Consider the following 26,488-nt stretch of genomic DNA (forward strand, 5'->3'; position numbering starts at 1 on the left):
AAATGTCCAAGACCGCGACCAAGCCTGCCGAATTTATCCAGAACGTCGAATTCCCGACCTTTGATGCCTCCAAGGCTACCGATCAGTTCCGCGCCTTCGCCGAGAAGGGCGTCGAGCAGTCGAAGGAAGCCTACGCCAAGCTGAAGACGGGCGCCGAGAGCACCCAGAAGGCCGTCGAGACCACCGTCGAGACCGCCAAGGCCGCCGGCAGCGAGCTGTCGCTGAAGACCATTGCCGCGCTGCGCACCAATGCCGAGCTCGGCTTCTCGCATCTCGAATCGCTGGTCGGCGTCAAGTCGATCTCCGAGTTGATCGAGCTGCAGACCGCTTTCGTCCGCAAGGGCGTCGAGACCGCCGTGGCTCAGGCCAAGGACCTCCAGGCCGCCAGCACCAAGGCCGCCGAGGATGTCTCCAAGCCGCTGAAGGACGTCTTCGAGAAGACCTTCAAGGACCTCAAGGTCGCCTGATTCGGCTGACCGAAGTTACCCGCGGGGCGGTTCCTCCTCCCTCTGCCCTGCGGGATATGCCGCCAGAACCTCCTCCCTCTGGCGCGACATAGGAAAAGGCCGGCACCTCCTCCCGCCGGCCTTTTCTTTTGCGGCTTGAAATGCCGCGCATTTGCTCTTATGCACACCTCGCAAGCGACGCCTCGCGCCTTCATGGAGCGGGAGTGTTGCAGGACGCCTTCGGGCAGCATGTGCGGTTGTAGCTCAGTTGGTTAGAGCGCCGGATTGTGGATCCGGAGGTCGGTGGTTCGAGCCCACCCAACCGTACCATCTTTCAATAGTTTTCGGCATTTGGCAGCATGGGCGCTTGATGCCGGCACTGTTTCACTCCACATCGGTTGCGATGTTGGACCAGATGCCAGAGCAGCGGCGGGTGTTCGTGGGGGCTTTGGCTGCTTCCCTCGGCCTGCATTTGCTGATAGCCGCGCCGTTTCTGTTCGACCTGCCGTCGCTTCCGCAACCGCAGGAGGAGGAGGCGATAAAGGTGGATCTGGTGCCGCCGCCCGAACCGCCGGAGAAGCCCAAGGCTGAACCTCCGCCGGCTCCCGAACCGCCCAAACCGCCCAAGCCCGAGAAACCTCAGCAGGCCAAGGCCGAGCCGCCGCCGGCCCCGGCCAAGGAGACTGCCCCGCCCGCGCCTGCCTTGAGGCCCGTCGTCCAGTTCGGCGAGAAGGACGCCGGCCCCCGCCAAGCCTCAGACGGCGACAGCGCCGAGGAAGGTTCAACGCCCCCTGCGGCCCCCAGCGAGGCGGACGAGAAGGAGCTTGCGGAGCCGCCGACCGTGACGGCGGCCGGCGCGGCAATTCAGGTTCCGCCTCCGGGAACGCCCGGGACCAAGGCGCCCGAGGCGGCAAAGCCGGCCGAGGCGCAAAAAACCCCAAAGCTTAGGAAAGCCAAGAAATTATTCTCCGCGAGTACAACCGGCGATCCGATCGCGACAACCGCGATGGGTGACATGCCGCGCGGCATGCGGGTCGGCGAGCTGTGCGCGAGCGAAATCCGACAGCAGTTGCTCCATGCCTCGCCACCCTATCTTGCAGAGAGGTATCCGATCTATGAACTGAAGGACGGCACGGTCCTCGAGGCCCGCAGGGCGGCCTTCCGTGCCGGCGGGCAGTGGTACGATCTGAGCTTTCGCTGCGAGGTGGACGCCGATGCGACGAAGGTCGTGTCTTTCGCCTTCGGTATCGGAGACTTGATTCCACGCAGCGAATGGAGCCGCCGGAAGCCGCCCTTGCAATAAGGACAGGCCTTGAAGCGGCGGGTTGAACACACCCCTGCCCCTACCAGACTTTGGCTCCGATGGCGCAAAATCGTCGACATCAGGACGGGAACGGAAAGAACTGTCAGGCCGTTGCGCTTGCGTAAGCCAGACAATTCGAACCGAGGAGACCGTCATGGGTGTGCACAGCATCGTCTATATCGACCAAAGCCCGGAAGGCCAGCCGTTCACGTTTGCGGCCGTCCCGCATGAGGGCGACAAGCTTCTCGTTCCGGGGCGGGAAGAACCGATGACCCTGACCGTCGATACCGTCACCTATGTTGCCCAGAATGCCCACGCGGACGAGCGGGACGGGGTCGTGGAAATCCGGGCTTCGACACGCACTCTTGGCAACTGACCAACGCGTTTGCGGCGACGCGCCGCCTCGAACAGCGTAATCCCAAGGCAGGTGCTTGTGGGACGATGAAGGGTCCTGCCGCCATCACAATCCGGTCCAGCAAGAGGCGAGCCGCCGGCTAAAACAGCGAGCCTTGCCCGCCCGGCGCGGGCTTCTTCTCCGGCGCCTTTGCGCGTGGCGGCCTTGTCGTCGGCGCATCCGAAGCAGGAGCGCCCGCGCCGCCCGTTGCGAGCGCTTGCGCCTCGCCGTCGGCAAAACGCAAGGTGAGCGCTGCGCCGGCTGACACCTCTGCCGCCCGGCGGATGACGCCTCCTTCGCGGTCGAGCACAAGCGCATAGCCGCGGTCGAGGATCGCCTGGTCGGAAAGTTTCAGCGTCGACAGCAGCCTGTCGGCCTGGTTGAACCTGGCCCGCGCGCGTTCGAGCCGCAGGTCCATAGCCTTGTCATGGCGGCCGGCGAGGGACGAAAAAGCCTGCCGGGCGAGCCCGTTGCGGCGCGCGATCGGCGCCGGCGTCACCCGCGCCGCGGTCCGGGAAAAGTCGATCCGCCGCTGGCGGATGGCGCCGCGGAAGGCGGCGAAGGCGCGCGAAAAATCGCGGTCCAGATGTTTTCTGGTCTCGCCGATCCGCCGCGACAGCGTCGCCGGCGTCAGGCGGATGGCGGCGAGCCGCGCCCGCTTGCGGTCGGTGCTGACCGTCAGCGCCCGGCCGAGCCGGCTGGTCGCCTCGTCGAAATGCCGGCGCGGCAGCGCGAGCAACTGGTCGGGCGAGGGCAGGGCGCGCGCCGCGGCCCTCAGCGCCGTGCGCTTTCGCTCGGTCGAGCGCGAGACCGACGCGCTGAGCCGCGCTCCCAGATTGGCGAGCCTTGCCGCGAGTTCGTCGCGCACCGGCACGGCGATTTCGGCGGCGCCCGTCGGCGTCGGCGCGCGCACGTCGGCGGCAAGGTCGATCAGCGTCCAGTCGGTCTCGTGGCCGACAGCGGAAATCACCGGCAGGTCTGAGGCCGCCACCGCGCGCGCCAAAGCCTCGTCATTGAAGCCCCAAAGATCCTCCAGGCTGCCGCCGCCGCGCGCCACGATGATCAGGTCGGGGCGCGGGATCGGTCCGCCGGGAGGCAGGGCGTTGAAACCTTGCACCGCATTGGTGACCTCGGCCGCGCAACTGTCGCCCTGCACGCGCACCGGCCAGACGATGACATGCAGCGGGAACCGGTCTTTTATGCGGTGGACGATGTCGCGGATGACCGCACCGGTGGGAGACGTCACCACGCCGATGACGCGAGGCATGTGCGGCAGAAGCTGTTTTCGCGCCGGGTCGAACAGGCCCTCGGCCGCCAGCCGCCGCTTGCGTTCCTCCAGCAGCGCCATCAGCGCGCCGGCGCCCGCCGGCTCCAGATTGTCGATGACAATCTGGTATTTGGACGAGCCGGGATAGGTGGTGAGCTTGCCGGTGGCGATCACCTCCATCCCTTCCTCGGGACGGAATTTCAGCCGGCTCATCGTGCCTTTCCAGATGACGGCTTCCAGCCGGGCGCGGTCGTCCTTCAGGCTGAAATAGGCATGGCCCGATGAATGCGGGCCGCGATAGCCGGAAATCTCGCCGCGCACCCGCACATTGCCGAATGCATCCTCGACGGTGCGCCTCAGCGCGTTCGAGATTTCGCTGACGGTGAATTCGGCGGCATTGGTTTTCGATTCGTTCAAAAGGTCGTCCATCGGTGGATTGATCCGCTTTCGCGCGCCGGGGTCAAGGACTGGCGGCTTTTTTCGGTTCGCGCAACGTCCGGATCGCCTTGAAATCGGTTCGCGAAAGCTGGCGGTAAGCCGGCGCAAACGCCGGGGACAGTTTACTTTTATCCCCGCGCGTCACCCTGTCCCGCGCCGAGCTTTTCCGGGGATAAAAGTAAACTGTCCCCTGCATGCAGCCGTCTTCGTCGCCAGCCCGCGGAAAAATCGCGCCGGCCCTTGATCCCCAGCTTGTTACGTCCCGACGCGCCCCCTCACGACGTGTCTGGGCGCGGCTTCTCCAGCGCATACAGCGCCAGCGAGTGGCAGTGGATCAAAATCTCGTCGATGTCGCGGGTGCTTTTCTTGCGCCGGGCGTCGGGATCGTAGCGCCCCAGCCGGCAGCCCGGCGGTTTGCCCACCCTGAGCGCCGAAAACCGCATCGGCCGCAACGGCGCGCCGGGCTTTTCGCCTTTCGCGGTCTCGCCGGCCTTGCGCCGCGCCAGCCACGCCTCGTGCCGCGCCCGCCAGCGGGCGAAGCGTTTTGCCAGTCCGGGAAGATTGTCGAGCGCCCGGCCGAGCGCGTCCAGCCTGAGCGCCAGTTTTGCCGCATTGATCGGATCGTCCTTTGACGGCGGCGGCGGCAAGGATTGGCGTGGTGCGTCGGAATCGAGCCATGTGATGCGCGGCATGGCGTGGTTGGGTATGTAGCGGCGGCGGATGCGGAACGGGTTTTTCAGCGCATCGAGCAGCGGCAGGTTTAATTTTCGCGGGCGCAGGGCGCGGCGTTCGGCGGCTTTCAGTTCGGCCTGGTAGCGGGCAAAGTCCTCGCGACAGATTGACGGCAAGGCCGAGGCGGCGCATGGCGGCCACCGTGTCCGAAATCCTATGCTTCGGTTTTCGCGGAAGAACCAGCGGCAGCACCACCACGATGCCGCGCGCCGCCGCGATGACGAGGCGGCGGATTCGGCCGGGCGCAGCAGCCGCACGATGGCGCGGTAGAGATGGCGGGGCAGGCAGAGCGCCGGCGACGGTTTTTTCCGCCCCGTCTTCCCCGCTCGTCCAAGTCTCGGGGCGATGGCGGCTTCCCCAAGCACCAGCGACAGCAGCCTGCCGAACCCCATCTCGGCCATGCCGACCAGCATCAGCAGGATGTGTTTCAGCATCTGCCGGTTTTTCTCGACTGGCGAAACCCCTCCCATCAACTCCACCGACGCCATCTCCTTTCAACCACAGGCCGGCGGGAGTATGGCATGGGTCGGAGTTTGTGTAAATAGTCCTAGGAAAATAATCAGAGGACATGATGGCCAAAGCCGCATGTCGTGCGGGGATTCGCGCATAATCCTCGCAACATCCGCCGCTCCTACCTCCAATTCCTCTCCCGAAGGGACCGTCATGGTCACCCATCCTGGATTTGGCTGCGGCTGGCCGATTATAGATGCGCAGCCGCTTCTGCGCCGACTTTGGTTTCGCCGCCGTCGAGGCATGACGGGGTGGACGGCTCCCTTGTCTGAGTTGTCGATAACTCATTCCGGCACACGCGATGCCTTCAGGCGCCGTCCACCCCATCATGCCTCGACGGCGGCGAAACCAGAGCCGGCGCAGAAAATTCCAGGCTGTCACACTTGGCGGAAAATCCCACGCGGGATGTGTGAACATGATCGCCACAAGGAGAACGAGGACTTTGCGGCAGATGCAGCCAAGTGAAAATAATCCAGATACGACGGAAATCGCGAGGCATTCGTCACCGCCTGAACAACATCTTGAAAAGGCTTGGTTTTCGAGAGGCGGGCAGCATGCCTCAGTGCATTCCCGGCCTGGGTGCCGAGACCGGCCGGAAATCAGGTCATGTCTGTAAAGACAAGCGGAATCAGTTAGTTGGCGGCGAGGCGCATGGATTTTTACGCAATAAGCATAACCAAGGAGGCGGGCAAGGCGGACAAGGCGGCGATCGGGAGGGCCATGGAAATCCGGGAACAGTTTTCTCAATTCCTGTTCCTGCACTGTCGGTTGCGGACAGTGTCTCAGTTTGAATTTCGGCTCTCGACCGAAACCTGAAGTGCGACCCATCCCCGCCTGGTGCCACATGCGGACGTGACACGCCGCCTCCATCCGGCCCGGAACTCTGGGTGCGTCATCTCCGGCTCGCCCGAACGCTCAACCACCGGTCATCGGGCTTTCCGATACACTGACGTACCTCGCTGACGATCCAGCCGGCGTCTATGACTGCGGACCGCAGGGCCGGCTCGCGCCAGTACGTCTCGACATAGCGCCGAGGCGCTGCAGCGCTGCCGTGTGTGGACACATCCTCGCCATCGCCCTCTCTAACCGAGGCGTGCAGTCGGCCACCGGTCCGGGTCGCCTCGGCAAGCCGTCCAAGCACCGTGCCGAAATCCTCGCGCGCGACATGAATCAGGCAGGCACAGGCCCAGATCCCGTCATACGGCATGCCGGGACGCTGCGGGTCGGCCAGGTCCTCGCTCAGCGGGTCCAGCAGGTCGGCCTCGAAGCCCCTGTCGCGAAGCAGTTCGACGAAACCCTTCGAAATGTCAGTGCGCCGGACGCTGATCCCGCGCTTCTCAAGCTCAAGCGCGTCGCGCCCGCCACCGCTTCCGATCTCCAGCACCCTGCCCGAGCCACCCAGCCCGGCTACGAACGCATCGATCTCTGTCGCGACCCATTCGGGCATCGCCGCGGCCTCGGCAGCGTACTCCGCCGCGACCGTATCATAGGACCGCACCGTGTCCCGGTCGGTGCTCATCCCAGTGCTCCTCCCTCAAGACAAGAAGCCCCGATGAGCGAGAGGCCCATCAGTCCGTTGCGCCCTTCACACCTTCCGCGGTTGATGACATCGCGGGCGATTTGCCTCCCAGCCATAGCAGAAATTCGATCCGAGACTCTACCCGCGTTCCTGGCGTCCAAATTCAGACTGAGACATGACCGCTGTTCCCTCTGGCCGCTCCCGCTGACGGCGGTCGCTTCGCCGCGCCGCTTCGTTTATGACTACGGGCAGGCGAAGGGAGAAAACCTTGTTTACCAGCAGTCTCGCCGCGCGTCTGCGCGGTATCGTCGTATCCTATGTGGAGACGGGCGTCGGCGGTGTCGACGGCAAACGCCGCCGCGGCCGCGAGATCGTCAATTTCGTCAGCCTTGCCACGGTGATCTCCAACACCGGCTTCGCCATCCTGTTCGCGCTGCTGGATTTTTGGGGTTTCCTGCCTTTCGTGCTGACGCTGCTTTTCTTCTCGGCGGTCTGGCTGGCGACGCCGCTACTGCACCGCTTCGGCAATCTCGCCGCCGGAACGTATCTCTGGGCGACGGCCATGGCCGGCGATGCGGCGTTTGCGTGGATCGCCGGAACCGACGCCGGCTTCCAGTATTTCCTGCTCGCCGGCCCGGCGACGATCGTCATGGTGATGGGTTCGCGCCGGCTGAAGCTTGTCGGCTTCTATTTCTCGATCCTGCTGCTGGTGTTCGCGCTGATCGAACTGACGTTTCCGGCAAAATCCGCTTACATCACCATGTCGGCGGCGTTGACCACCTTCTCTTTCCTGCTGTCGGTGTGCATGTCGGCCGCGTTCAACCTGCTTGCCGCGCTCTACACTTTTCGCCGCGCCGAGGAATATGAGGACGCCTTCGAGGCCGAGCACGAACGCTCGGAAAAACTGCTGCTCAACCTGATGCCGGCTTCGATCGCCGAGCGGCTGAAGCAGGATCCCGACGGGTTGATCGCCGACGACCTGCCGTCGGTGACGATCCTGTTCGCCGACATCGTCGGCTTCACCGCGCGCGCCGCGGCCCTTCCGGCGAGCCGCCTCGTGCGGTTCCTCAACCGCATCTTCCTCGAATTCGACCGGCTGGCCGAGGAGCACGGGCTGGAGAAGATAAAGACCATCGGCGACGCCTATATGGTGGCCGGCGGCATGCCGGAGCCGCGCGCCGACCACGCCGGCGCGGTCGCCGAGATGGCGCTCGACATGCTGGACGTCATGCGAAAAGTGTCGGAGGAATACGGCGAGGACGTCGCCGTGCGCATCGGCATCCACAGCGGCCCGGCGGTGGCCGGCGTCATCGGCGAGCGCAAGCAGTTCTACGATGTCTGGGGCGACACGGTGAATGTCGCGGCCCGCATGGAATCGCATGGCGAGCCGGGCTGGATCCAGGTCAGCGCCGAGGCGAAGCGGGCGATCGGCCCCGCCTTCGGCTTCGTCGAGCGCGGCGTCGTCGAGGTCAAGGGCAAGGGGCCGATGGAACTGTTTTTCCTGGCCCCGCGCACCGAGGGTCTTGCCGCGCCGCCTGTCGGCGGCACGGCTTTCGCGTCTTAACCAGTGGCTGTTTGCTTTGACCGTCTGCGCTGCCCGTCCTTCGGACCCCCCTGCCGGGACCTTCTCCCCGTTTACATATCGTGTTCACACATCTCGAATACCGGACGCTGGCTTGCCGATTGACCGGACACAGCCAATTCTTCGTCGGCTTTGGCTTCACGACCTCCGAGGCATGGATTCCCGACACTCTCCGCTCGCTTCGCTCGCTCACGAGGTCGGGAATGACGACAGTCATGGGCCGTTTCCGCTAGTCGCCGCCGCGGGCGATTGGGCGGAGACATCAACGATGTCGTCATTCCCGACCTCGTGAGCGAGCGAAGCGAGCGGAGAGTGTCGGGAATCCATGCCTCGACGGTGATCCGGCCAGAGCCGGTGCCGGAAATCCCATACAATCACGCGAAGGCAGAGCCCAATCCAAAAATGTGTGAGTCCGATAGTCCCCGTTTACGGGGAGAAGGTCCCGGCAGGGGGTCCGAAGGACGGGCGGCGCAGACGATCGAGACAAATGCCCCTTGGTATTGGCTCGACACGTTCTACAGGATGATGTCTGCGGCCAGCGCCGTGGCACCGTTGGAGAACAGCACCCTTATGTCGGCCGTCCCGTCGCCGTTGACGTCGCCCTCGATCAAGCCGCCGACCGACCGCAATTCGCCGGCTATGTTGTGGAATGCCGCCGAGCCGATCAGCACGAACGCCTGGTTGCCGTCCGAGCCCAGATTGTTGGCGTCGATTGCGGAAAGGTTGATGTCGTCCAGCCCGGAGGTGAAGTCGACGATCGTGTCCATGGCGTTGTTGAACACGCTGGAATCGGTGACGAGGTTGTAGAAGAAATCGTCCGCGCCGTCGCCGCTGGTGATCTTGTCGGCGCCGCGTCCGCCCGTCAGTTGGTCATTACCGAGGCCGCTGCTCAATACGTCGTTGCCGTCGGCGCCGCTGAGGATGTCGTTGCCGGCATTGGTGGTGATGGAATCCGCGTTCGCCTTTCCCGTCACCGTGTCGACGCCGGAGCCGCCGGTGAATTTGAGTTTTTCCATGCTGTAGGCGTCGACATAGAAATTGCCTGAGGCGGAGCGCACGGCAAAGCTCGGGGAGGAACCGGCGAACACCTGCACCGCGCCTGTTTCGGCGGACGTGTCGACAACCAGCAGGTCGGTACCCGCTCCACCGTCCACCACGTCGATCGGCCCGCCGCCGGTCGGCCGCGTCATGGCGTTGACGACGTCGTTGCCGATGCCGGTGTTGATGGTGTCGGCCTGCGCGCCGCCGGTGATCGTGTCGTTGCCGCCGCCGGTGGTGAGCGAAATCCGTTCGATGTCGCGGATCGACGTCAGCCCGGCGGCCGTGATTTCCGTCGTCGTGCCGAGGGTGAACGCCACGCCCGTGGTCAGGGCGCCGAGATCGGCCAGCCAATGGTCGATGCCGCCGTTGCCGTCGACCGTTCCGCCATGATTGCCGGTATTGATCGAGTCCGCGCCGGCGCCGGTGGCGATCTTGATGATCTCCATATTGTAGGCGTCGACATAAAAATTGCCCGACGTGGAACGCACCGCGAAAGTCGGCGAACCGCCGGTGAACAGTTGCATCGCCTGCGTTTCGGCCGCGGCGCTGACGATCAGCGTGTCGCTGCCGCCGCCGCCGTCGACCACGTCGATCGGTCCGCCGCCGGTCGGCCGCGTCCTTGCGTTGATCGTGTCGTCGCCATTGCCGGTGTTGATCGTATCGGCCTCCGCGCCGCTGGTGATGACGTCGTTGCCGCTGCCGGTGGTCAGCGAGATGCGCTCGAGATTGGCGATGGAGGTCAGTCCCGCCGCGGCGATCGAGGTCGTGGTGCCCAGCGTGAACGCCACGCCCGTCGTCAGCGCGCCGAGATTGGCGGTCCAGTGGTCGGTGCCGCCATTGCCGTTGACGGTGCCGCCATGGTCGCCGGTGTCGATGGTGTCGTTGCCTGATCCGGTGGCGATCTTGATGATCTCCATGTTGTAGGCGTCGACATAAAAATTGCCCGACGTGGAGCGCACCGCGAAGGTCGGCGAACTGCCGCTGAACAGTTGCATCGCCTGCGTTTCGGCGGCGGCGCTGACGATCAGCGTGTCGGTATCCGCGCCGCCGTCGACGACGTCGATCGGCCCGCCGCCCGTGGGGCGGGTCCTGGCGTTGACTGTGTCGTCGCCGTCGCCGGTGTTGATCGTGTCGGCCTGCGCGCCGCCGGTGATTATGTCGTCGCCCGCTCCGGTCGCCAGGGAAATGCGTTCGATCGTCGAGATCGAGGTCAGCCCGGCCGCCGCGATGGAGGTGGTCGTGCCGAGCGCGAACGTCACGCCCGTGAACAGGCCGCCGAGATTGGCGAGCCAATGGTCGATGCCGCCGCCGCCGGCGACCGTGCCGCCGCGCTCTCCCGTGTCTATGCTGTCGTTGCCGGAGCCGCCGGTGAACTTCACCTTCTCCATATTGTAGGCATCGACATAAAAATTGCCGGACGTGGAGCGGACTGTGAAGGTCGGTGAGGAGCCGGTGCCCAGACTCACCGACTGCGTCTCGGCCGAGCAGTTGACGACCAGCGTATCGATGCCCGTGTTGCCGTCAACCACGTCTATGCCGGAGCCCGGCGCAGTGGGCCGGGTCTTGGCGTCTATCGTGTCGTTGCCGCCCAGCCCGTCGATCGTCTCGGCGTCGGAAGTGCCATTGATGATGTCGTCGCCATTGGTAGCCATGTGAATTTCCCCCCGGAAATTGAAAGACACACGCTACCAGAATATTAGACTTTAGGCTAATGCCTGTTTCGTGAGAACAAAAACTTATCCCGGAAGATCAAAATGTTGATAGCCGGCGTCATGGATGTCGGCTGCAGCAGAAAGTATTTGTACCCGTCTGGATTGAAATATTCTACCAGCCGGAGAGAACGGAGTTGGGCTTCGTGCGCTTGACCCGCGCAAAGGCCATGGCCGCGAAATCGAACGAGCCGTTCTCCTCGATTGCCGGCACCGAAATATTGTCGAGGCTTTCGGAAATGTGCCGGGCGAGCGCGTCTACAAGGTCCGGTCGGGTCGTGTGGCCGCGCATGATGCCGATTTTGCATTCAGGCAGGGCGCCGAAACCGTCGGCCTCGCCGAGCACGCGCATGCCGGGCCGGAGCGCGCATTCCGGCAGCACCGAGATCGCCAGCCCGGAAAGAACCGCCGCCGTGATGACGGTCGCCGAGAAACTGGAAAACAGCACGCGGTATTCGCGGTTCATGTCGTCGAGCAGATCGCAGGCGGCGCGCCGCCAGATACAGGTCGGCCGGCCGAAGGCCATGGGCAGGATTTCCTGCTCATGGGTGGCGTGATTGGCCGAGCTGACCCACAGCAGCGGCTCGCGCCGCACCACTTCCGACTGGCCGCGCGTGTCGTGGTGGGTGACCAGCGCCAGGTCGAGATTGCCGCGCTTGATGTGCTCGACCAGCCCCGGCGTCGGCTCGCAGATGACGGTAAGTTCGACCTTCGGATTGGAGCGCGAGAAGCGCGCCATGATCTCCGGCAGGAAGCGGTCGGCATAGTCGTCGGGCGTGCCGATGCGGATGACGCCCTCCAGCCGCGCGTCGTCGAAGGCCGACAAGGTCTCGCGATTGAGATGGATCAGGCGCCGCGCATAGCCGAGCAGCCGCTCGCCTTCCTCGGAAAGCTTGTTGAGCCGCCCTTCCTTCTCGAACAGCGGCTTGCCGATGCGTTCCTCCAGCCGCCGCATCTGCATCGACACGGCCGACTGCGTGCGATGCACCTCATCCGCCGCGCGCGTAAAACTGCCGGTGTCGGCGATCATGATGAAGGTCTGCAACTGGTCGAGGTCGAGCGGCGCTTTCATCGAACCTATCCATCACTGATGTTGATCCTAAAGATTAGAAACATTCGTTGGATTAATCAATCTCCTTGTGAAATTGTGAGGGTGTCCACGGAAGCGGTCGAAAGCTGGCGCGGCGGAAAATAGGTTCCGCCCGATCGATCGCGCTCGGACGAAAGGAGACTGCAATGACCACCCTCTTTGCCAACGGCACCACGCATTCCGAGCGGCGTCCGGCTCTTCTGGCGCGCGGGATCAACGCGGTATCGCAAATTTTCAGCGCCTGGCGAAACCGCCGCGCCTTCTACCGCCTTGGCGACATGACGGATTCCGAGCTTCGCGACATCGGGCTGACGCGCGCCGACCTGCACGTCGCGGTCGCGTTACCTTTCGGCCTCGACCCGACGACGCGGCTGCGCTCGATCATCGAATCGCGGATCGAGCAGCTCTGAGCCGCCGGATCCAAACGCCCTTCAGCAGGCGCTCCCCCACCCGGCACACCCCGCCGGATGCCTGCACGCTGCCCGGTCCGCCCCACGGACCGGGCATTTTCGTTTTGGAGGGAGCCAGACTGTATTTGAGACCTTTTGCGGATCGGCCAACAGGGCTTTCGATTGGGAAGCCTGTGCGACGGGTACTCTATGGCTTCTTCGGCTCAAGAACATCGCCGGCGTGAGGCGGCTCGTTTCCGGCCTCATCGAGGAAACGCAGGAATGCCTCGCGGTCACCGCGCGCCGCCCGGGCACGGAAAAATGCTTCGGTCTCCAGCGCCGAAAGCTTTTCGGCGACCGCGACATTGATGAACTGATTGAGGCTCGTGCCCTCGGCCGCCGCCAAACGCTCGGCGGCGCTTTTCAGCGAAGGCTGAAGGCGAAGCGCGTAGTTGGCCTTGCTCATTGAAGTCTCCTTATCAATTCAGCGGGGGTGACGATTTCAACGCGCATCTCGTCCGCACATCGCCAAGCTGCTTTTGGAGGCCTACGCTGGAATGACTCGCCTGGAAGGGGCGGGTATTTCTCGTCCCATGTCACGGGCTGCCTCCAGCCAGACCGTGATTGCATCCTGAACGTTTGTGATCGCCTCTTCGGGCGTATCGCCGTCGCTCATGCAGCCCGGCAGGTCGGGAACCCCCGCGGAGAATCCACCTCCGTCCTCCTCGGCCAGCGGAGCGATGATGACGGGATATTCGAGCGCCCGTGCCTTGTGCCTCGACCTCTTCGATGAACGCGATTGCTGCCCTAAAACTGATCGACAAAACGGATAACATAGGGATAAGTGAAAAACAGGACAATCAAACCGATAAGACAGAATGCCATGACGGCGAAGCTGGACTGATTGTCTTTATTCACCGATTTCCACGAGGAAGGCAATTTACCCGCAGACCTAAGCGAACCTTCAATATCCCGATAAGTAGGAAGTTGCGTTGCATCATAAATATCATCTCGGGTCATGGCGCGGATCAGTCCAAACAGCATGGAGGCCGCAGCAAATAATACCAATGCGGTGCCAAGCGTCATCAATTGCCTCCAGCACTCAGCGTCCCCGGTCCATGCCCTTCTTGAACTGCTCGAAGATCGACTCGACGCCCTTCTGGTAATCTTCTCGCTGTTTCGCGCCCGTCTCGAACATCTTTCCGAAAATGTCGTCATAGGGATTGCTTGGCCGCCCGCTCGGATTGGCGCGCGGCTGCGGCGCCGGGTCGGGTTCCTGCGGCGACGCCTGAGGACTCTGTGCGCCGCCAAGCATGTCCTGGAGAATCTTGCCCCACGGGTTGTCGCCCATCGGGTTGGGCGCCTGCCGGGGTTGCGCCTGCGGCTGCTGCGCGCCGCCGCCCAGCATGTCTTCCAGCATCTTGCCGAACGGATTGTCGCCCATCGGGTTCGGCGCTTGCCCAGACTGCGGCTGCTGGGCGCCGCCGCCGAACATGTCCTGCAAGATCTTGCCGAACGGATTGTCCAATGGATTCTGGGGCGCTTGGCGCGGCTGCGCGGCTCCGCCGCCGAGACCGCCGCCTTGGCGCATCATCTGCTCGATGATCTCGCCGAGCGGATTGCTGCCGCCGCCAAAGCCTCCGGCCTGCGCGCCAAGCTGGTTGGTCGACTGCTTGAACAGGCCACCCATGACCATCGAGGCGATGACCGGCAGCATCTGCTTCAGCACGTCCTGGCCGATGCCGGTGGCCTGCGCGGCTTGCGCCGCCACGGCCCGCGAAAGGTCCTTGGACCCGAAGAGTTGGCCGAGGATGTCATTGCCTTCCGCCATCCCTTGCGGCGTGAATGCAGCCTGCGGATTGTCGAAATATTTGGCGTTCTGGCTGTTTGCCAGCGCACTCATGAAAGCGGCAATGCCGTAGGGGTCGGAGGTATTGCGCTTCAGCCCCTGGCTGAAGGCCGGCATCAGCGCCTCCACCGCCTGCTGCGCCTGCTGCTGGGAAAGGCCGAACTGGCGGGCGAGTTGGTCGATGCCCTGGCCGTTCTGCGATTGGTTGAGCATGTCGAACAGGTTGAGCATGGCAGTTCCTCCTCGAGTGTCGGAGGGAGCGTAGATCGTTTCGGCGGGCGATTGAAGGGATATTCGGTCTGCCGGTTGCTCGCGGCCTCCGGGATTGCATCCTTTGAATAAAACAGGCATGCCCCGTGGAAGTATTGGGTGTGGCCATGGAAGAGATCGTCGAATCCAAAAAATCCGTCCGCAAGCGCGGACGAAATCCGCTCGTTTCGCTGCAAGAACCTGATCGCCGTGCTTGAGAATCCGACCGATATCAAGAACATCGGAACGGTGATCCGCAACGTGAATGCGCTTGGAGTGGAGAAGGTCTATGTCGTTGATCCCCGCCATTCCCTGCCCGACGACTGGCAGGACCTGCGCGAGAAACGATCGATTTCGAAGACCTCCGTTTCGGCGGTGAAATGGACGTTCGTGAGGCGCTTCGACAGCACCGACGCGTGTTTCGACCACCTCGAAAAGAAGGGATTCAAGTCGATCGTCACGTCGCCGCATGTGAAAGGCAAAGCCAGCATTTTCCTTCACGAAGGCGACTATACCGCCCACACCAAACTTGCGGTCTGGTTCGGCAGCGAGGCGGCCGGCATCAGCGATCGCGCGGTGGAAAGAAGCGAGATGTGCGTCTCTATCCCGATGTTCGGAATGATCGAAAGCCTGAACCTCGGGACAAGCTCGGGGATCGTTCTGTACGAAGTCGCAAAACAGAGGCGCGAATATCAAAGCAAATACAGATGGCGCAACAAAAAGGGCGAGCGCTCAAAACCGTTGCCGACTGTAATCACTCCGGCCACCCTGATCGACCAAAATCCGGCACCGGTCGAGAGCGGCCCGAATTCGGCAATCGGCGCGCCCTAATAAGCATACTCAAGGAACGCCGGCTCGATCGAGCCGCCCCAGCGCGTGTGATAGGCACTGAGCATCTCCTCGGCGCTGGTCGTGCCGCGCGCCACCACTTCGTCCAGTGTGGAGAGGAAAGTGCTTTCGTCATAGCCGTCGCGGTTTTTCCGCCCCCGGCCTTTCAGGCCGGCGCGTGAGATGTTCAACACCTCGCGGGCGATGTCGCGCAGGCTGTCGCCGCGGAATGTGGCGGCGATGCCCTCGGCCGGCACGGCGGCGCGCAGCTCGCGCACCTCCTCGAATGTCCAGTCGGCGGTAAGCGTCTCGGCGGCGTCGAGGGCCGCCTCGTCATAGAGCAGCCCCACCCAGAAAGCGGGCAGCGCGCAGATGCGCCGCCACGGGCCGCCGTCGGCGCCGCGCATTTCCAGGAACCGCTTCAGCCGGACGTCGGGGAACAGCGTCGACAGATGGTTCGCCCAGTCGCCCATGGTCGGCACGCCGTCAGGGATGGAGTTGTGCGCGGCGCCGTCCATGAACTGGCGGAAGGTGATGTGGGTCATGTCGTGGTAGCGGCCGTCGCGGATGACGAAATACATCGGCACGTCGAGCGCCCATTCGACATAGTCGGCGAAGCCGAAGGTTTCCGAAAAGCAGATCGGCAGCAGGCCGGCGCGCTGGTTGTCGGTGTCGGTCCAGATCTCGCCGCGCCAGGATTTCAGCCCGTTCGGCCGGCCCTCGGTGAAGGGCGAGTTGGCGAAGAGAGCAGTGGCCAGCGGCTGCAGCTTCAGCGAAACCTGCATCTTGCGGCGCATGTCGGCTTCACTCTCGAAGTCGAGATTCACCTGGATAGTGCAGGTGCGATACATCATGTCGAGACCTTTTGTGCCGACCTTCGGCATGTAGCGGGTCATGATATCGTAGCGCGATTTCGGCATTTTCGGCGTTTCGGCGAGCGACCATTTCGGGCTGCCGCCGAGGCCGAGGAAGCGGATGCCGAGCGGCTCGGCGATCTCGCGCAATTGCGCCAGATGCGCGTTGCCCTCGCGGCAGGTCTGGTGGATGGTCTCCAGCGGCGCGCCGGAAAGCTCGAATTGCCCGCCGGGCTCCAGGCTGATGGCGCCCTGGCCGGTCGGCTCGACCAGACCGATGATGCGTCCTTCGTCGAGGATGGGTTCCCAGCCCAGCGTGCGCTGCATGCCTTCAAGGATGGCGCGGATGCCACGTTCGCCGCCATAGGGAACGGGCGCGTGGCCGTCGACATAGAAGGGGAATTTTTCGTGCTCGGTGCCGATCCGCCATTTGTCGCGCGGCTTGTTGCCCGCCGCGAGATAGCCGACCAGTTCATCCATGCCCTCGATGGGTCGGAAATCCGTTGTGTCGCGGGCCATGCTGGTCTTCTCCGGCGGCCCTATGGCCGTGCGGCTTGATGGCCGAAATGGCCATGGGCAATCAAGCGAAAAATCCTGACGGATTTGTCAGGAGAGTTGATGCGGTTGTGCTGTGAAGGGCTGGCGGCGTGGAAATTCCGTGCTGACAGCAGCCGGACCGCCTCATAGGCCAGCCAGATGGTCGGCACGTACCCTTGTCTGGTCGATGGGCGGGGCACCCATGCTTTGCCGATCCTTCGGGCAATCGAATAGCTTCGGCCATTCTCGACACCTGGAAAGATGCTTTCATGTCTGGCGGTTTCGGCAAATTGTAAGAATAAATCTCTTGATTTTTAGAAGAAAAGTAATTCTATATTTTGACGAAAAGGAGAGAGCGATGCAAAACTCCGGACTTTTGCTTTGCGCGTTGCTGGGTGTCGTGCCGCTTCAGTCTGTTGCGGCGGAGCTGACGGACGTGGGCACTGTCACGGTGCCAAAGGTGGCACCCTACGACAGAGATGACGACGCCTTCGATCAAAGCCACAATTTGAGCGGCCTATTTTGTCCTGCCGCCGACTGGTGCCTGACGGTGGCGGATGAAAAGCGCGGATTTCATCGCCTCAAGGTCGCTCGCGGAGCCGACAATTGGCCAACGGTCTCTTACGACTCCAGCCTCGATCTTGGCGAACCCTCCAAGAACTTCATCAAGGCCCACAAGCTGAAGGGAAAGCTTAAGGAGTTTGATCTGGAGGCGATCGCGAGCAGTGGCGACAAGGTCATTTTCATTGGCTCGCACGCCAACAAGCGAAACAGCGGCAATTTCAATTCCGGTTCCCATCTGGTCGCCATCGCTGATGTTGCGGCGTTGAAAAACGACAATACAGTCGCGGCCGAATGGGCGAGCCTGGACGAACTGTTCAATCAGACTGATATGTTTCCAAACGCACTCGGCAAGGAATTGCAATGCGGCGGTCTCAACGTCGAGGGTGCGACGGTGTTGGGTGAGGACTTGCTGGTCGGGCTGCGTTCGCCGTCTCGTATCGAAGGCGGTTCCGAGCCCGCGGCCGTTGTCATCTCGACGCCGCTCGACGGTGTGCTCAAGGAGGACTTCAGCGACGCCAAGCTGCATATTCTCCCCACCGGATCGCCCTTCATTGGAATACGCGCGATGGAGACAGTTGGCGACAGCCTGGTGATCGTCACCGGTGATGCGGGGGTTAACGACCTGAAACCCAAGAAGGCGGACGACGACGAGCGCACCTGTGACACCAACGTGAACAAGGAAGACCCAACGCGTCGCTTCCAACTGCGCATGTGGAATCCCGCGAAAGGCGACGCGCTCGATCCCGGCGTCCTGTGGGACTTCGACCCGGTCAAGGACAAGGACGTAGAAGGCAACGAGGTAGCGGCCAAGCTCGAAGCTGTTGCCGCCGATCCGGCCCGGTCCGGCGCATTCTTCCTGCTTTTCGACAGCAGTGCGACGGTCCGCTATCTGAGCGGCGTCGAATTGAAGTAGCGGATCGGGGGTGCGTCGCTGATTGGACAATACTTGAGGTTGGTATTTCCCAAAGCTCTTGAATTCGGCCGCTCCACCGGCTACACGCAACCCACCAGACCGGGCCCCTCTGGCAGCCTCCGCAGGCTGTGATGTCGGACTGGAAGTCCAACCGGGGTCTGGTGTTCGTGGAATCAAGCTGACGACAGCCTGTGACGTTTGGCCGAAAGCGTGAAAACGCTTCCGGACGGTCGCACGCGCCTGCCGCTTTCCACCCATGCCGGCACCCCCATTTTGAAAAATGGGTGCCAAATGATGGAATATTTCACCGCGGACGCCATGTCAGCGCTTCTCCAGGTTATCATGATCGACCTGGTGCTGGCCGGCGACAATGCGATCGTCATCGGCCTTGCCGCCGCCGGCCTGCCGAAGGAGCAGCGGACCAAGGCGATCCTGATCGGCATCGTCGCCGCAACCGTGCTGCGCATCGGCTTTGCCGCGGCCACCACGCAACTGCTGCAGATCGTCGGGTTGCTCTTGGCGGGCGGCGTGCTGCTGCTGTGGGTCTGCTGGAAGATGTGGCGCGAGCTGCGCACCACGCATGCCGAGGAAGTGGCGGGCGCCGAGGCGCTGGAAGGCAAGGACTTGAACCAGGACGGGACGGTGGCCGGCGGCGCGCCCCGCAAGACTTTTGCGCAGGCCGCCTGGCAGATCGTCGTGGCCGACGTCTCGATGTCGCTCGACAATGTGCTGGCAGTGGCGGGTGCCGCGCGCGAGCATCCAGAGATCCTGGTGTTCGGCCTGATCCTGTCGATCGCCCTGATGGGCATCGCCGCGAGCTTCATCGCCCGCCTGCTGCAGCGCCATCGCTGGATCGCCTATGTCGGCCTTGCGATCATCCTCTACGTGTCGCTGGAAATGATCTATCGCGGTGGCCATGAGGTATTTGCGGTCATGAACGGCTGAGCCGGTGGCCCCGCGGCGGCCTGTTCGCAGCCTGCCGCAGGGCTCGTCTACCAGTCCCCGATTGTCGCCTGCACCAATGCGAGTGCCGCGACCGCCGCCGTGTCGGCGCGCAGGATGCGCGGGCCGAGCGGAATGGCCGTCACGAAGGGCAGGGCGCGCAGCATTTTTCGCTCGTCGTCGGAAAACCCGCCCTCCGGGCCGATCAGCAGGCCGAGTTTTTTCTCGGTGATGGCTTGCAGGGCGGGCAGTGGATTGTTGGTGGAGGCGTCTTCGTCGCAGAAGATCAGGCGGCGATCCTTGTTCCAGCCGGCCAGCAGCCGGTCGAGCCTCAAGGCTTCGGCGACCTCCGGCACGGCGAGCACGCCGCATTGCTCCGCCGCCTCAATGGCGTTGGCCCGCAGCCGGTCTATGCCGGGTTTTGCCACCTGCGTGTGCTGGGTGATCACCGGCACCAGCCGTCCGGCGCCCATCTCCACCGCCTTCTGCACGAGATAATCGAGCCGCCCCTGTTTCAGCGGCGCGAAACAATAGACAAGGTCCGGCGCCCGTGGCTGTGGGCGCGTTTGCTCCAGAGGCTTCAGCAGTGCCGCCTTCTTCGATTTCTGCTGGACGCCGGCGCGCCATTCGCCGTCACGGCCGTTGAACACCAGCACCTCGCCACCCTCCGCCATGCGCAGCACGTTGAGCAGATAGTGGCTGTGCTGCGGCCCGGCCTCGACCGCTTCACCGGCCGAAAGGTCGTCTTCGATAAAGAGCCGCTGCATCTTGTAGTTGGCGCGCATGGCCGAGCAATGCGGCAGCGCGGAAGGCGGGTCAAGGGAGCGCGCGCAGGGACACCACGGACTGCCGGCCGGCGTCCTCCGGTTCGGCTTGAGCCCTGACTTCTCGGCTTTGCTCGCCATGGCCGAGGCGATCGATGGCGAGAACCATCAGGCTGACGGCGGCCTCCTGGGACAGGCCCGCCTCGTGACGCAGATATCGCCAATTGAAGAACCGTAGCGTCAGGCCGAGCATGGCGCGCTGCTGGTCTTCCAGGCCGGCTCCCAGCGCCTCCTTCCATTCCGCGAACGGCCGGGCAAAGCGCAGCCTGCTGATCTCGCGCGTCAGTGCATGATGCTCGGCATCGCGCAGCACCCGCGCCATCAACGAGGCGTGACGTTCGTACCAGTCGTAGATCGCCCGGATTCCGACGGTCAGCCGTTCTCGCCGGTCCTCGACCTGGTGCCAGGGCGCGGCGTCCGGCATCGGATCGTCCTCGGCGACTTGGCCGGAGCAGGCCATCAGCAAGCTCCGCTCGTTCGGGAAATGCGCGTAAAGCGTATGCCGCTGCACGCCGGCGCGCTCTGCCACCATGCTGAACGTCGTCTGCGCCGGGCCGACGCTGCTATGGAGCTCTACCGCGGCCTCGACGATGCGCCGTCTCGTGTCGGCCTGCTGCTCTGCTCGCTTTTTTAATGTGTAGGTTCGTGTCATAATGATTTCACTGCACAGGCATATGTATTCATATTGACAGCTATCCCTCCTTTCGCTACACGCCATCGTATTCTGAAATAGTGGTGACTGTCCATCAATTCCATATGAACCCGCAGCGACAAAAGGTCGTCGCGGGATTGATTGCGTGAACCGCAATCACTGAAAGCGCGGGCAATTCGACCGGCGATTGGCCTTCGAGCGAAGGGCGACGCGGCGATTCCGCTTGGGCAGCCGGCCATCAGCGCAACAAGCAAAGGACGGAACAGGTGGCTTTTTACAATGGCACTGACAAATCCGAGACTATCCCGGGCACGGATGGCGCCGATACGCTGTTCGGCAATGGCGGCAACGACACCATCGCCGGCGGCTTCGACGATGATTTTATGGACGGCGGCGACGGCCAGGATACGGTCAAGGGCGGCTTCCAGGACGACAGCGTCTATGGTGGCACTGGAAACGACAGCCTGGAAGGCGGCTCGGGCGACGACTTCCTGCTCGGCGGGGAAGGCGCCGACACCATCCAGGGCGATCTCGGCGACGACACCATCCTGCTGGTGGACCTTGCCGACGGGGCCGGCGACAAGATCAATGGCGGCGTCGGCTTCGACAGCCTCAGCTTCAGCTTCGAGGATGCGGCGGTCGGCGTCACCTTCGTCGCGCCGGATACGGTGAAGACCACATCGCTGCTCGGCATGCAGATCGTTGATGTCGAACGCTTTGCGGTCAGCGGGACGGCGTTCGTCGACAAGCTCACCGGCGGAATGTGGACCGATACTCTGTCCGGCGGCGCCGGCAACGACGTGCTGAAGGGCGGCGGCGGGCTCGACTTTCTGCTCGGCGAGGACGGCAACGACACCGCCTATGGCGAGAATGGCGACGACGGCATCGTCGGCGGCATCGGCAACGACATACTCTATGGCGGCAACGGACGCGACAATCTGTTCGGCGAGGCGGGCAACGACCGGCTGATCGGCGACGCCGGAAATGATTTCATCAGCGGCGGGGACGGTATCGACAACGCCAATGGCGGCACTGGCGACGACAACATCTCGGGTGGCAGCGGTGACGACAAGCTGGATGGCGCGGCGGGCAACGACATGCTGGAGGGTGGCGCCGGCAAGGACACGCTCATCGGCGGCGCCAATGACGATACGATCACTGTGTCGATCGGCAGCGGTCCCGACACGGTCGACGGCGGCACGGGCATCGACCGGCTGATCATCAACGGGCTGTCGGGGACGTTCACCGCCAAGGCGCCGAATCTCACCAACACGCTTTCCGACGGCACGACCTTGATCAACATCGAGGCCTACACGATCACCGGATCGAGCGCCAAGGACACCTTCACCGCTGGCGCCGGCGACGACGTGATGTCGGCCTACTCGAGCAGCGACGCGCTGTACGGCGGCGACGGCAACGACATGCTCGATGGTGGCGAGGGCAACGACCTTCTCGACGGCGGCAATGGCGACGACGTGCTGATCACCGGCAAGGGCAAGGACACGGTGCGTGCCGGGGCCGGCACCGACCAGGTCGTCATCGACCGCGCCCACAACTTCGATCAGAACCTCACCTTCGCCATTGACGGACGATTCGGCAGGCTGTCGGACGGCTCGGTGATCGCCGACGCGGAAATCTTCACCATCACCACCAGCACCGGCAACGACGTGCTCGACGGGCGCGGCGCAAAGCAGGTGACGTTCACTTCAGGTCACGGAAACGACCGCCTCACCGGCGGCAATGGCGACGATGTCTTCGACGCCGGTTATGGCGACGACGTCGTGGTCGGCGGCGCTGGTAGCGACCGCATCCTTGACGCGGCCGGCAACAACACCATCGATGCCGGAGACGGTGCCGACACCGTGCAGATCGAGGTCGACTTCTTCCACGCGACCGGCGACACGAACTCCGTCAAGCTCGGCAATGGCGACGATAGCGTCTACCTCAACACCGCCAGCGGCAGCATCTACGGCGTCTACAGCGTCAATGGCGGCGCCGGCATCGACCTCGGCTGGATCAACCGCTCGGGCGCCAGTGCCGACCTGACCTTCACTCTGTCGGCCAACGCGTCGCTGGTGAACGGCAATGTCCGGCTGATCGACTTCGAACGCGTCCACATCCAGTCCGGCAGAGGCAATGACACGCTGACCGGCGGCAATCTTGCCGACGAATTGAACGGGTTTGAAGGCAACGACAAGCTGACCGGGCTCGGCGGCGACGACGAGCTGATCGGCTGGAACGGCAAGGACACGCTGCTCGGCGGCGACGGCAACGACATTCTGTGGGCGACCGGCGGCATTTCCGACAAGGACCGTGACGTGCTGGACGGCGGCGCCGGCAATGACGAGCTGCATATCAATGCCGGCGACAGCGCCACCGGCGGGGCGGGCTCCGACCGTGTCTTCCTCGACCTCTCGGACGTCACCGCCGCGATCAAGTTCACCTTCTCGACAGGCACGACCACGGTCGATGCGACCACGTCGTTCTCCAGCGTGGAAGCCATGGACTTCGTCGGCGGCACCGCTGGCGATACGGTCACCGCCGGCGCCGGCGCGGATTTGCTCGACGGGCGGGCTGGCAATGACGTGCTGAACGGCGGCTCCGGCAATGACGAACTGCTCGACGGCGAAGGCAGCGACAAGCTATCCGGCGGCATCGGCGATGATTCGTTCACCCGTACCAGCGGCGTCGGAACGGACGTGTTCGACGGCGGCACCGGCGACGACACGCTGTACTTCAATTTCCTATCGGGAATGTCGATCCGCGTCGATCTCGCCGACAACAGCCTGAATTCCGGCATGGCGAAGGGGCTGACGCTCACCAGCATCGAGCGCGTCGTTGGCGGCAACAGCGACGACGACATCCGCGGCACCGATGCCAACGAGGGATTCTACGGCAATGAAGGCGGCGACCGGCTCGATGGCCGCGGCGGCAACGACCTGCTGCGCGGCGGCCAGGGCTCCGACATGCTGACCGGCGGCGCGGGGAAGGACACCTTCGTCTTCGGCTGGGACGGCACCGACACCGGCGACCTGATCACCGATTTCACGCGTGGGTCGGACCTGCTGATGATAGAGCGGGAAGGGTTCGGCCTCGCCGACAATTATGCACTGAAGCTGGTGCTCGGAACCGGTACCGTCGCGACGACGGCCGGCGCGCAGTTTCTGTTCGAGACCGATACTGGCCGCGTCTGGTTCGACGCCGACGGCAGTGGCGGCGAATATGAGAGCACGCTCGTCGCCAAGCTGACCGGCGTCAGCACGCTGAGCGTCAGCGACTTCATCCTCATCTGAGGAACTGTTCCCGGGGTGGCGACGGTCTCGTCACCCCGAAAATTGCTGCGGACCGGCCTCGACCGCTCCGCCGGCCGAAAGGTTGTCTTCGATAAAAAGCCGCTGCATCTTGTAATTGGCGCGCAATGCGTCAGGCAGGGAAAACGGTCAAGGCCGGCGGCCGGACGCTGGAGTGCGCAGCATCAGCGCCTTTCCGCGCGCCAGACGTCACGCCGCTTCGACCAGTTTGGCGGCGCGGCTGGCGAGGATGCCCGCGAGTTTGCCGACGGTGCCGGCGTTGGCCGCGGCGGCGTTACCGGATCGTGCACGCGCCGCGATGCCCGCGAAGATGATCGCATTGCGGAACAGCGCGAAGGCGAGGTGGAAGGGTTTCAGCCTGTCCGCAGCACCGCTCAGCGCATAGTAGGTTTCGCAGAACTCGGCCTGGGAAGGGAGGCTGGTTGCCGCGAGATCCATCTCCATGACGCCGCCATATTCGGCCGAAGTCATGTGCCAGGTGAAGGCGCAGAGATGGGCGAGATCGGCAAGCGGTTCGCCAAGGGTGGCCAGTTCCCAGTCGAGCACCGCCACGACGTGCGGCTCGGTCGGATGGAACATCAGGTTGCCGATCCGGAAATCGCCATGCGCGATCGCCGCGCGGCCGGTCTCCGGCGGAATGTTGGCGGACAGCCACTGCGCGACACGCTCGACATCCGCATTGGGCGCCTCGCGCGACAGCTCCCACTGGCGGTGCCAGCGCGCGATCTGGCGGCCGAAATAGCCTGCCGGGCGGCCGAAATCGGCCAGACCGACGGAACCGGCGTCGACCCTATGGAGTTGCGCCAGGGTGCTCGCCGCCGACCGGTACATCGCCCTGCGTTCGCCGGCCGGCACGCCCGGCAGGCTGCAATCGTGAAAAACTCGGCCGTCGACATGATCCATGACGTAAAAGGCGGTGCCCGCGATGTCCGGCTCCATGTGGAGCAGCAGGACCTCCGGCACTGGCACGCCGCTCCCCGCTAGCGCCTTCTGGACGCGGTATTCCCGGTCCACCGCGTGAGCGGAAGGCAAAAGGTCGCCGCCCGGCCGCTTGCGAAGGACCAGCTTGCGGTTGCGAAAGGCAAGCACGAAGGTCGGGTTCGACTGGCCCCCGGCGATCGGGATGATTTCAAGCGCGCCCTCCAGCCCGTCGATCCGCTTCTTGAGGAAGCTTTCGACCGTTGCGTGATCGAGATCGGGATGGGAGGACATGGAAAGAAAAGCCTCTGCGGGCGGATGTTGAAGGAAAAGACTGGCGCTGTCCGTCATGTCAACGTCGAAACCGGCCGCAGGCGAGGCCGCCGGCAGCGAGCGATGTCGTTCCGGCTACACGAGCGGCTCCGCCACATCCCATTTCCAGAAGTCGCGGCCCTCGCCGGACAGATGGCGGTTGAGGACCATGCGATGCACCTCGTCGGCGCCATCGACCAGCCGCGCCTGCCTTGCATAGCGGTAGATCCATTCGAGCACGGTGTCCTTGGAATAGCCGCGCGCGCCGTTGATCTGGATCGCAATGTCGGCCGCCTCGTGCAGCAGGTTGGCGACGTGGATCTTGGCCATCGACACCTCCTTGCGCGCAAAGCCGCCGCGGTCGAGTTCCCAGGCCGCCTTCATCACCAAAAGACGGCCCATCTCGATGCGCATCGCGAGCCCGCCCAGCATCAGTTGCACGCTCTCGCGGTCGGCGAGCCTCACTCCAAAACCTTCGCGTCGCGCAGCGTATTCCTGCGCGATCTCCACCGCTCGCTTCGACAGGCCAAGCCAGCGCATGCAATGCGTCAGGCGCGCCACGCCGAGCCGCGTCTGCGTCACCTTGAGGCCGCGCCCGACGCCGCCGAGCACGTTCTCGTCGCCGATCTCCAGCCCATCGAATTCAAGCTCGCAATGGCCGCCATGCTCCTCCGGACCCATGATGCCGATGCGCCGGACGATGCGCCAGCCCGGCTGGTCCCTGTGAAACAGGAATGCGGTCAGGCCGTCGCGCGGATCGTCCGAGGTGCGGGCCATCAGGATGAAATGCGCCGCCTCGGCAGCGCCGGTGATGAACCATTTGCGTCCTGTGACGATCCACTTGCCGCCGCGCCTTTCGGCCTTCGTGCCGATCATCGACGGGTCCGATCCGCCGCCCGGATGTGGTTCGGTCATGGCGAAGGACGACCGCACCTTGCCGTCCACGATCGGCGCCAGCCAGCGCTCCTTCTGCGCCGGTGTGCCGAGTGCTTCGAGCACCATCATGTTGCCGTCGTCGGGCGCTGCCGAATTGAACACCGCCGGCCCGAAGATCGAGCGGTTCATCTCCTCGTAGCAGACCGCCATGCCGACGCGGCCGAGCCCGACGCCGCCCGAGGCGCGGCCGAGCTGGAGACACCACAGCCCGGCTCGCCGCGCCTTGGCGCGCATCCGGTCGAGCAGGTCGATGCGGATGTTATCGTGATCGTCATAGGAGGCGGCATCCGCCTCCAGCGGCATGATCGAACTTTCCACCATGTCGGCGATGCGCGCGCGGTAGCTCTCGATCTCGGGCGAGATTGTGAAATCCATTAAA

The 26,488-nt window shown here is 63.9% G+C and carries 24 protein-coding genes and 1 tRNA gene; 11 read left to right on the top strand and 14 right to left on the bottom strand.

What is annotated here, in order from left to right:
* Positions 1-2: 2 nt before the first annotated feature.
* The 4 genes from ACH196_RS13440 (at position 3) to ACH196_RS13455 (ending at position 2,125) form a co-directional block, all read left to right on the top strand.
* Complete coding sequence (locus ACH196_RS13440) at positions 3-467, top strand: phasin (protein WP_396647410.1); 465 nt, start codon at positions 3-5, stop codon at positions 465-467.
* A gap of 232 nt (positions 468-699) precedes the next feature.
* Positions 700-776, top strand: a tRNA-His gene (locus ACH196_RS13445).
* Positions 777-816: 40 nt separating this feature from the next.
* Entirely contained in the window at positions 817-1,749 is a 933-nt protein-coding gene (locus tag ACH196_RS13450) for a DUF930 domain-containing protein (protein ID WP_396647411.1), read from the top strand.
* Positions 1,750-1,903: 154 nt separating this feature from the next.
* Positions 1,904-2,125 carry a hypothetical protein gene (locus ACH196_RS13455; protein WP_396647412.1) on the top strand — a complete coding sequence of 74 codons (222 nt, stop codon included), beginning with the start codon at positions 1,904-1,906 and terminating at the stop codon, positions 2,123-2,125.
* Positions 2,126-2,243: 118 nt separating this feature from the next.
* Here the strand turns inward: ACH196_RS13455 and xseA are convergent, their stop codons facing one another.
* Positions 2,244-3,839: an exodeoxyribonuclease VII large subunit gene (gene xseA, locus ACH196_RS13460; RefSeq protein WP_396647413.1), complete on the bottom strand. Its 1,596-nt coding sequence runs from the start codon at positions 3,837-3,839 to the stop codon at positions 2,244-2,246.
* Positions 3,840-4,123: 284 nt separating this feature from the next.
* Positions 4,124-5,059 carry a hypothetical protein gene (locus tag ACH196_RS13465; RefSeq protein WP_396647414.1) on the bottom strand — a complete coding sequence of 312 codons (936 nt, stop codon included), beginning with the start codon at positions 5,057-5,059 and terminating at the stop codon, positions 4,124-4,126.
* A gap of 682 nt (positions 5,060-5,741) precedes the next feature.
* Between ACH196_RS13465 and ACH196_RS13470 the strand changes: the two genes are divergently transcribed.
* Positions 5,742-5,906, top strand: coding sequence for a hypothetical protein (locus tag ACH196_RS13470; protein ID WP_396647415.1), 165 nt, complete (start codon positions 5,742-5,744; stop codon positions 5,904-5,906).
* A gap of 76 nt (positions 5,907-5,982) precedes the next feature.
* Here the strand turns inward: ACH196_RS13470 and ACH196_RS13475 are convergent, their stop codons facing one another.
* Complete coding sequence (locus ACH196_RS13475) at positions 5,983-6,609, bottom strand: class I SAM-dependent methyltransferase (RefSeq protein ID WP_396647416.1); 627 nt, start codon at positions 6,607-6,609, stop codon at positions 5,983-5,985.
* A gap of 268 nt (positions 6,610-6,877) precedes the next feature.
* Between ACH196_RS13475 and ACH196_RS13480 the strand changes: the two genes are divergently transcribed.
* Entirely contained in the window at positions 6,878-8,173 is a 1,296-nt protein-coding gene (locus ACH196_RS13480) for an adenylate/guanylate cyclase domain-containing protein (RefSeq protein ID WP_396647417.1), read from the top strand.
* 533 nt (positions 8,174-8,706) lie between these two features.
* Here ACH196_RS13480 and ACH196_RS13485 read toward each other — a convergent pair.
* Both ACH196_RS13485 and ACH196_RS13490 read right to left on the bottom strand, forming a co-directional pair.
* Positions 8,707-10,884 carry a hypothetical protein gene (locus ACH196_RS13485; protein WP_396647418.1) on the bottom strand — a complete coding sequence of 726 codons (2,178 nt, stop codon included), beginning with the start codon at positions 10,882-10,884 and terminating at the stop codon, positions 8,707-8,709.
* A gap of 172 nt (positions 10,885-11,056) precedes the next feature.
* Positions 11,057-12,013 carry a LysR substrate-binding domain-containing protein gene (locus ACH196_RS13490; RefSeq protein WP_396647419.1) on the bottom strand — a complete coding sequence of 319 codons (957 nt, stop codon included), beginning with the start codon at positions 12,011-12,013 and terminating at the stop codon, positions 11,057-11,059.
* Between the two features lie 164 nt (positions 12,014-12,177).
* Here ACH196_RS13490 and ACH196_RS13495 point away from each other — a divergent pair, with 164 nt between their 5' ends.
* Entirely contained in the window at positions 12,178-12,441 is a 264-nt protein-coding gene (locus ACH196_RS13495) for a DUF1127 domain-containing protein (protein WP_396647420.1), read from the top strand.
* 187 nt (positions 12,442-12,628) lie between these two features.
* On the opposite strand, the gene ACH196_RS13500 is transcribed toward ACH196_RS13495, so the two are convergent.
* From ACH196_RS13500 to ACH196_RS13515, 4 genes are all read right to left on the bottom strand, one after another.
* Entirely contained in the window at positions 12,629-12,886 is a 258-nt protein-coding gene (locus ACH196_RS13500) for a toxin-antitoxin system HicB family antitoxin (protein ID WP_396647421.1), read from the bottom strand.
* An 81-nt stretch (positions 12,887-12,967) separates the two neighbouring features.
* The gene (locus tag ACH196_RS13505; protein ID WP_396647483.1) at positions 12,968-13,300 is read right to left on the bottom strand and encodes a type II toxin-antitoxin system HicB family antitoxin; all 333 of its coding nucleotides are present in this window, start codon (positions 13,298-13,300) and stop codon (positions 12,968-12,970) included.
* Entirely contained in the window at positions 13,228-13,506 is a 279-nt protein-coding gene (locus tag ACH196_RS13510) for a hypothetical protein (RefSeq protein ID WP_396647422.1), read from the bottom strand. The genes ACH196_RS13505 and ACH196_RS13510 overlap by 73 nt, the downstream gene beginning before the upstream one ends.
* A gap of 16 nt (positions 13,507-13,522) precedes the next feature.
* Complete coding sequence (locus tag ACH196_RS13515) at positions 13,523-14,500, bottom strand: DUF937 domain-containing protein (RefSeq protein WP_396647423.1); 978 nt, start codon at positions 14,498-14,500, stop codon at positions 13,523-13,525.
* 279 nt (positions 14,501-14,779) lie between these two features.
* Between ACH196_RS13515 and ACH196_RS13520 the strand changes: the two genes are divergently transcribed.
* A complete protein-coding gene (locus ACH196_RS13520) occupies positions 14,780-15,349 on the top strand; it encodes a TrmH family RNA methyltransferase (protein ID WP_396647484.1) in 570 nt (189 codons plus the stop codon).
* Here the strand turns inward: ACH196_RS13520 and ACH196_RS13525 are convergent.
* Positions 15,346-16,719 (bottom strand): glutamate--cysteine ligase, encoded by a 1,374-nt coding sequence (locus tag ACH196_RS13525; RefSeq protein ID WP_396647424.1) that lies wholly within the window; start codon positions 16,717-16,719, stop codon positions 15,346-15,348. The genes ACH196_RS13520 and ACH196_RS13525 overlap by 4 nt on opposite strands.
* 376 nt (positions 16,720-17,095) lie before the next feature.
* Between ACH196_RS13525 and ACH196_RS13530 the strand changes: the two genes are divergently transcribed.
* Together ACH196_RS13530 and ACH196_RS13535 are read left to right on the top strand one after the other, a co-directional pair.
* Entirely contained in the window at positions 17,096-18,214 is a 1,119-nt protein-coding gene (locus tag ACH196_RS13530) for a hypothetical protein (RefSeq protein ID WP_396647425.1), read from the top strand.
* 291 nt (positions 18,215-18,505) lie between these two features.
* Positions 18,506-19,159: a TerC family protein gene (locus tag ACH196_RS13535; protein ID WP_396647426.1), complete on the top strand. Its 654-nt coding sequence runs from the start codon at positions 18,506-18,508 to the stop codon at positions 19,157-19,159.
* A gap of 47 nt (positions 19,160-19,206) precedes the next feature.
* On the opposite strand, the gene ACH196_RS13540 is transcribed toward ACH196_RS13535, so the two are convergent.
* Entirely contained in the window at positions 19,207-19,941 is a 735-nt protein-coding gene (locus tag ACH196_RS13540; protein WP_396647427.1) for a 16S rRNA (uracil(1498)-N(3))-methyltransferase, read from the bottom strand.
* 31 nt (positions 19,942-19,972) lie between these two features.
* Positions 19,973-20,632 carry a TetR/AcrR family transcriptional regulator gene (locus ACH196_RS13545; protein ID WP_396647428.1) on the bottom strand — a complete coding sequence of 220 codons (660 nt, stop codon included), beginning with the start codon at positions 20,630-20,632 and terminating at the stop codon, positions 19,973-19,975.
* A 266-nt stretch (positions 20,633-20,898) separates the two neighbouring features.
* Between ACH196_RS13545 and ACH196_RS13550 the strand changes: the two genes are divergently transcribed.
* Positions 20,899-23,925, top strand: coding sequence for a calcium-binding protein (locus ACH196_RS13550; protein WP_396647429.1), 3,027 nt, complete (start codon positions 20,899-20,901; stop codon positions 23,923-23,925).
* A 207-nt stretch (positions 23,926-24,132) separates the two neighbouring features.
* Here the strand turns inward: ACH196_RS13550 and ACH196_RS13555 are convergent, their stop codons facing one another.
* Both ACH196_RS13555 and ACH196_RS13560 read right to left on the bottom strand, forming a co-directional pair.
* Positions 24,133-25,155, bottom strand: a complete 1,023-nt coding sequence (locus ACH196_RS13555; RefSeq protein WP_396647430.1) for a phosphotransferase family protein — start codon at positions 25,153-25,155, stop codon at positions 24,133-24,135.
* 114 nt (positions 25,156-25,269) lie between these two features.
* Complete coding sequence (locus ACH196_RS13560; RefSeq protein ID WP_396647431.1) at positions 25,270-26,484, bottom strand: acyl-CoA dehydrogenase family protein; 1,215 nt, start codon at positions 26,482-26,484, stop codon at positions 25,270-25,272.
* Positions 26,485-26,488 lie beyond the last annotated feature (4 nt).

The sequence above is a fragment of the Mesorhizobium sp. IMUNJ 23232 genome (assembly GCF_044326205.1).
Classification (GTDB): Bacteria; Pseudomonadota; Alphaproteobacteria; order Rhizobiales; family Rhizobiaceae; genus Kumtagia.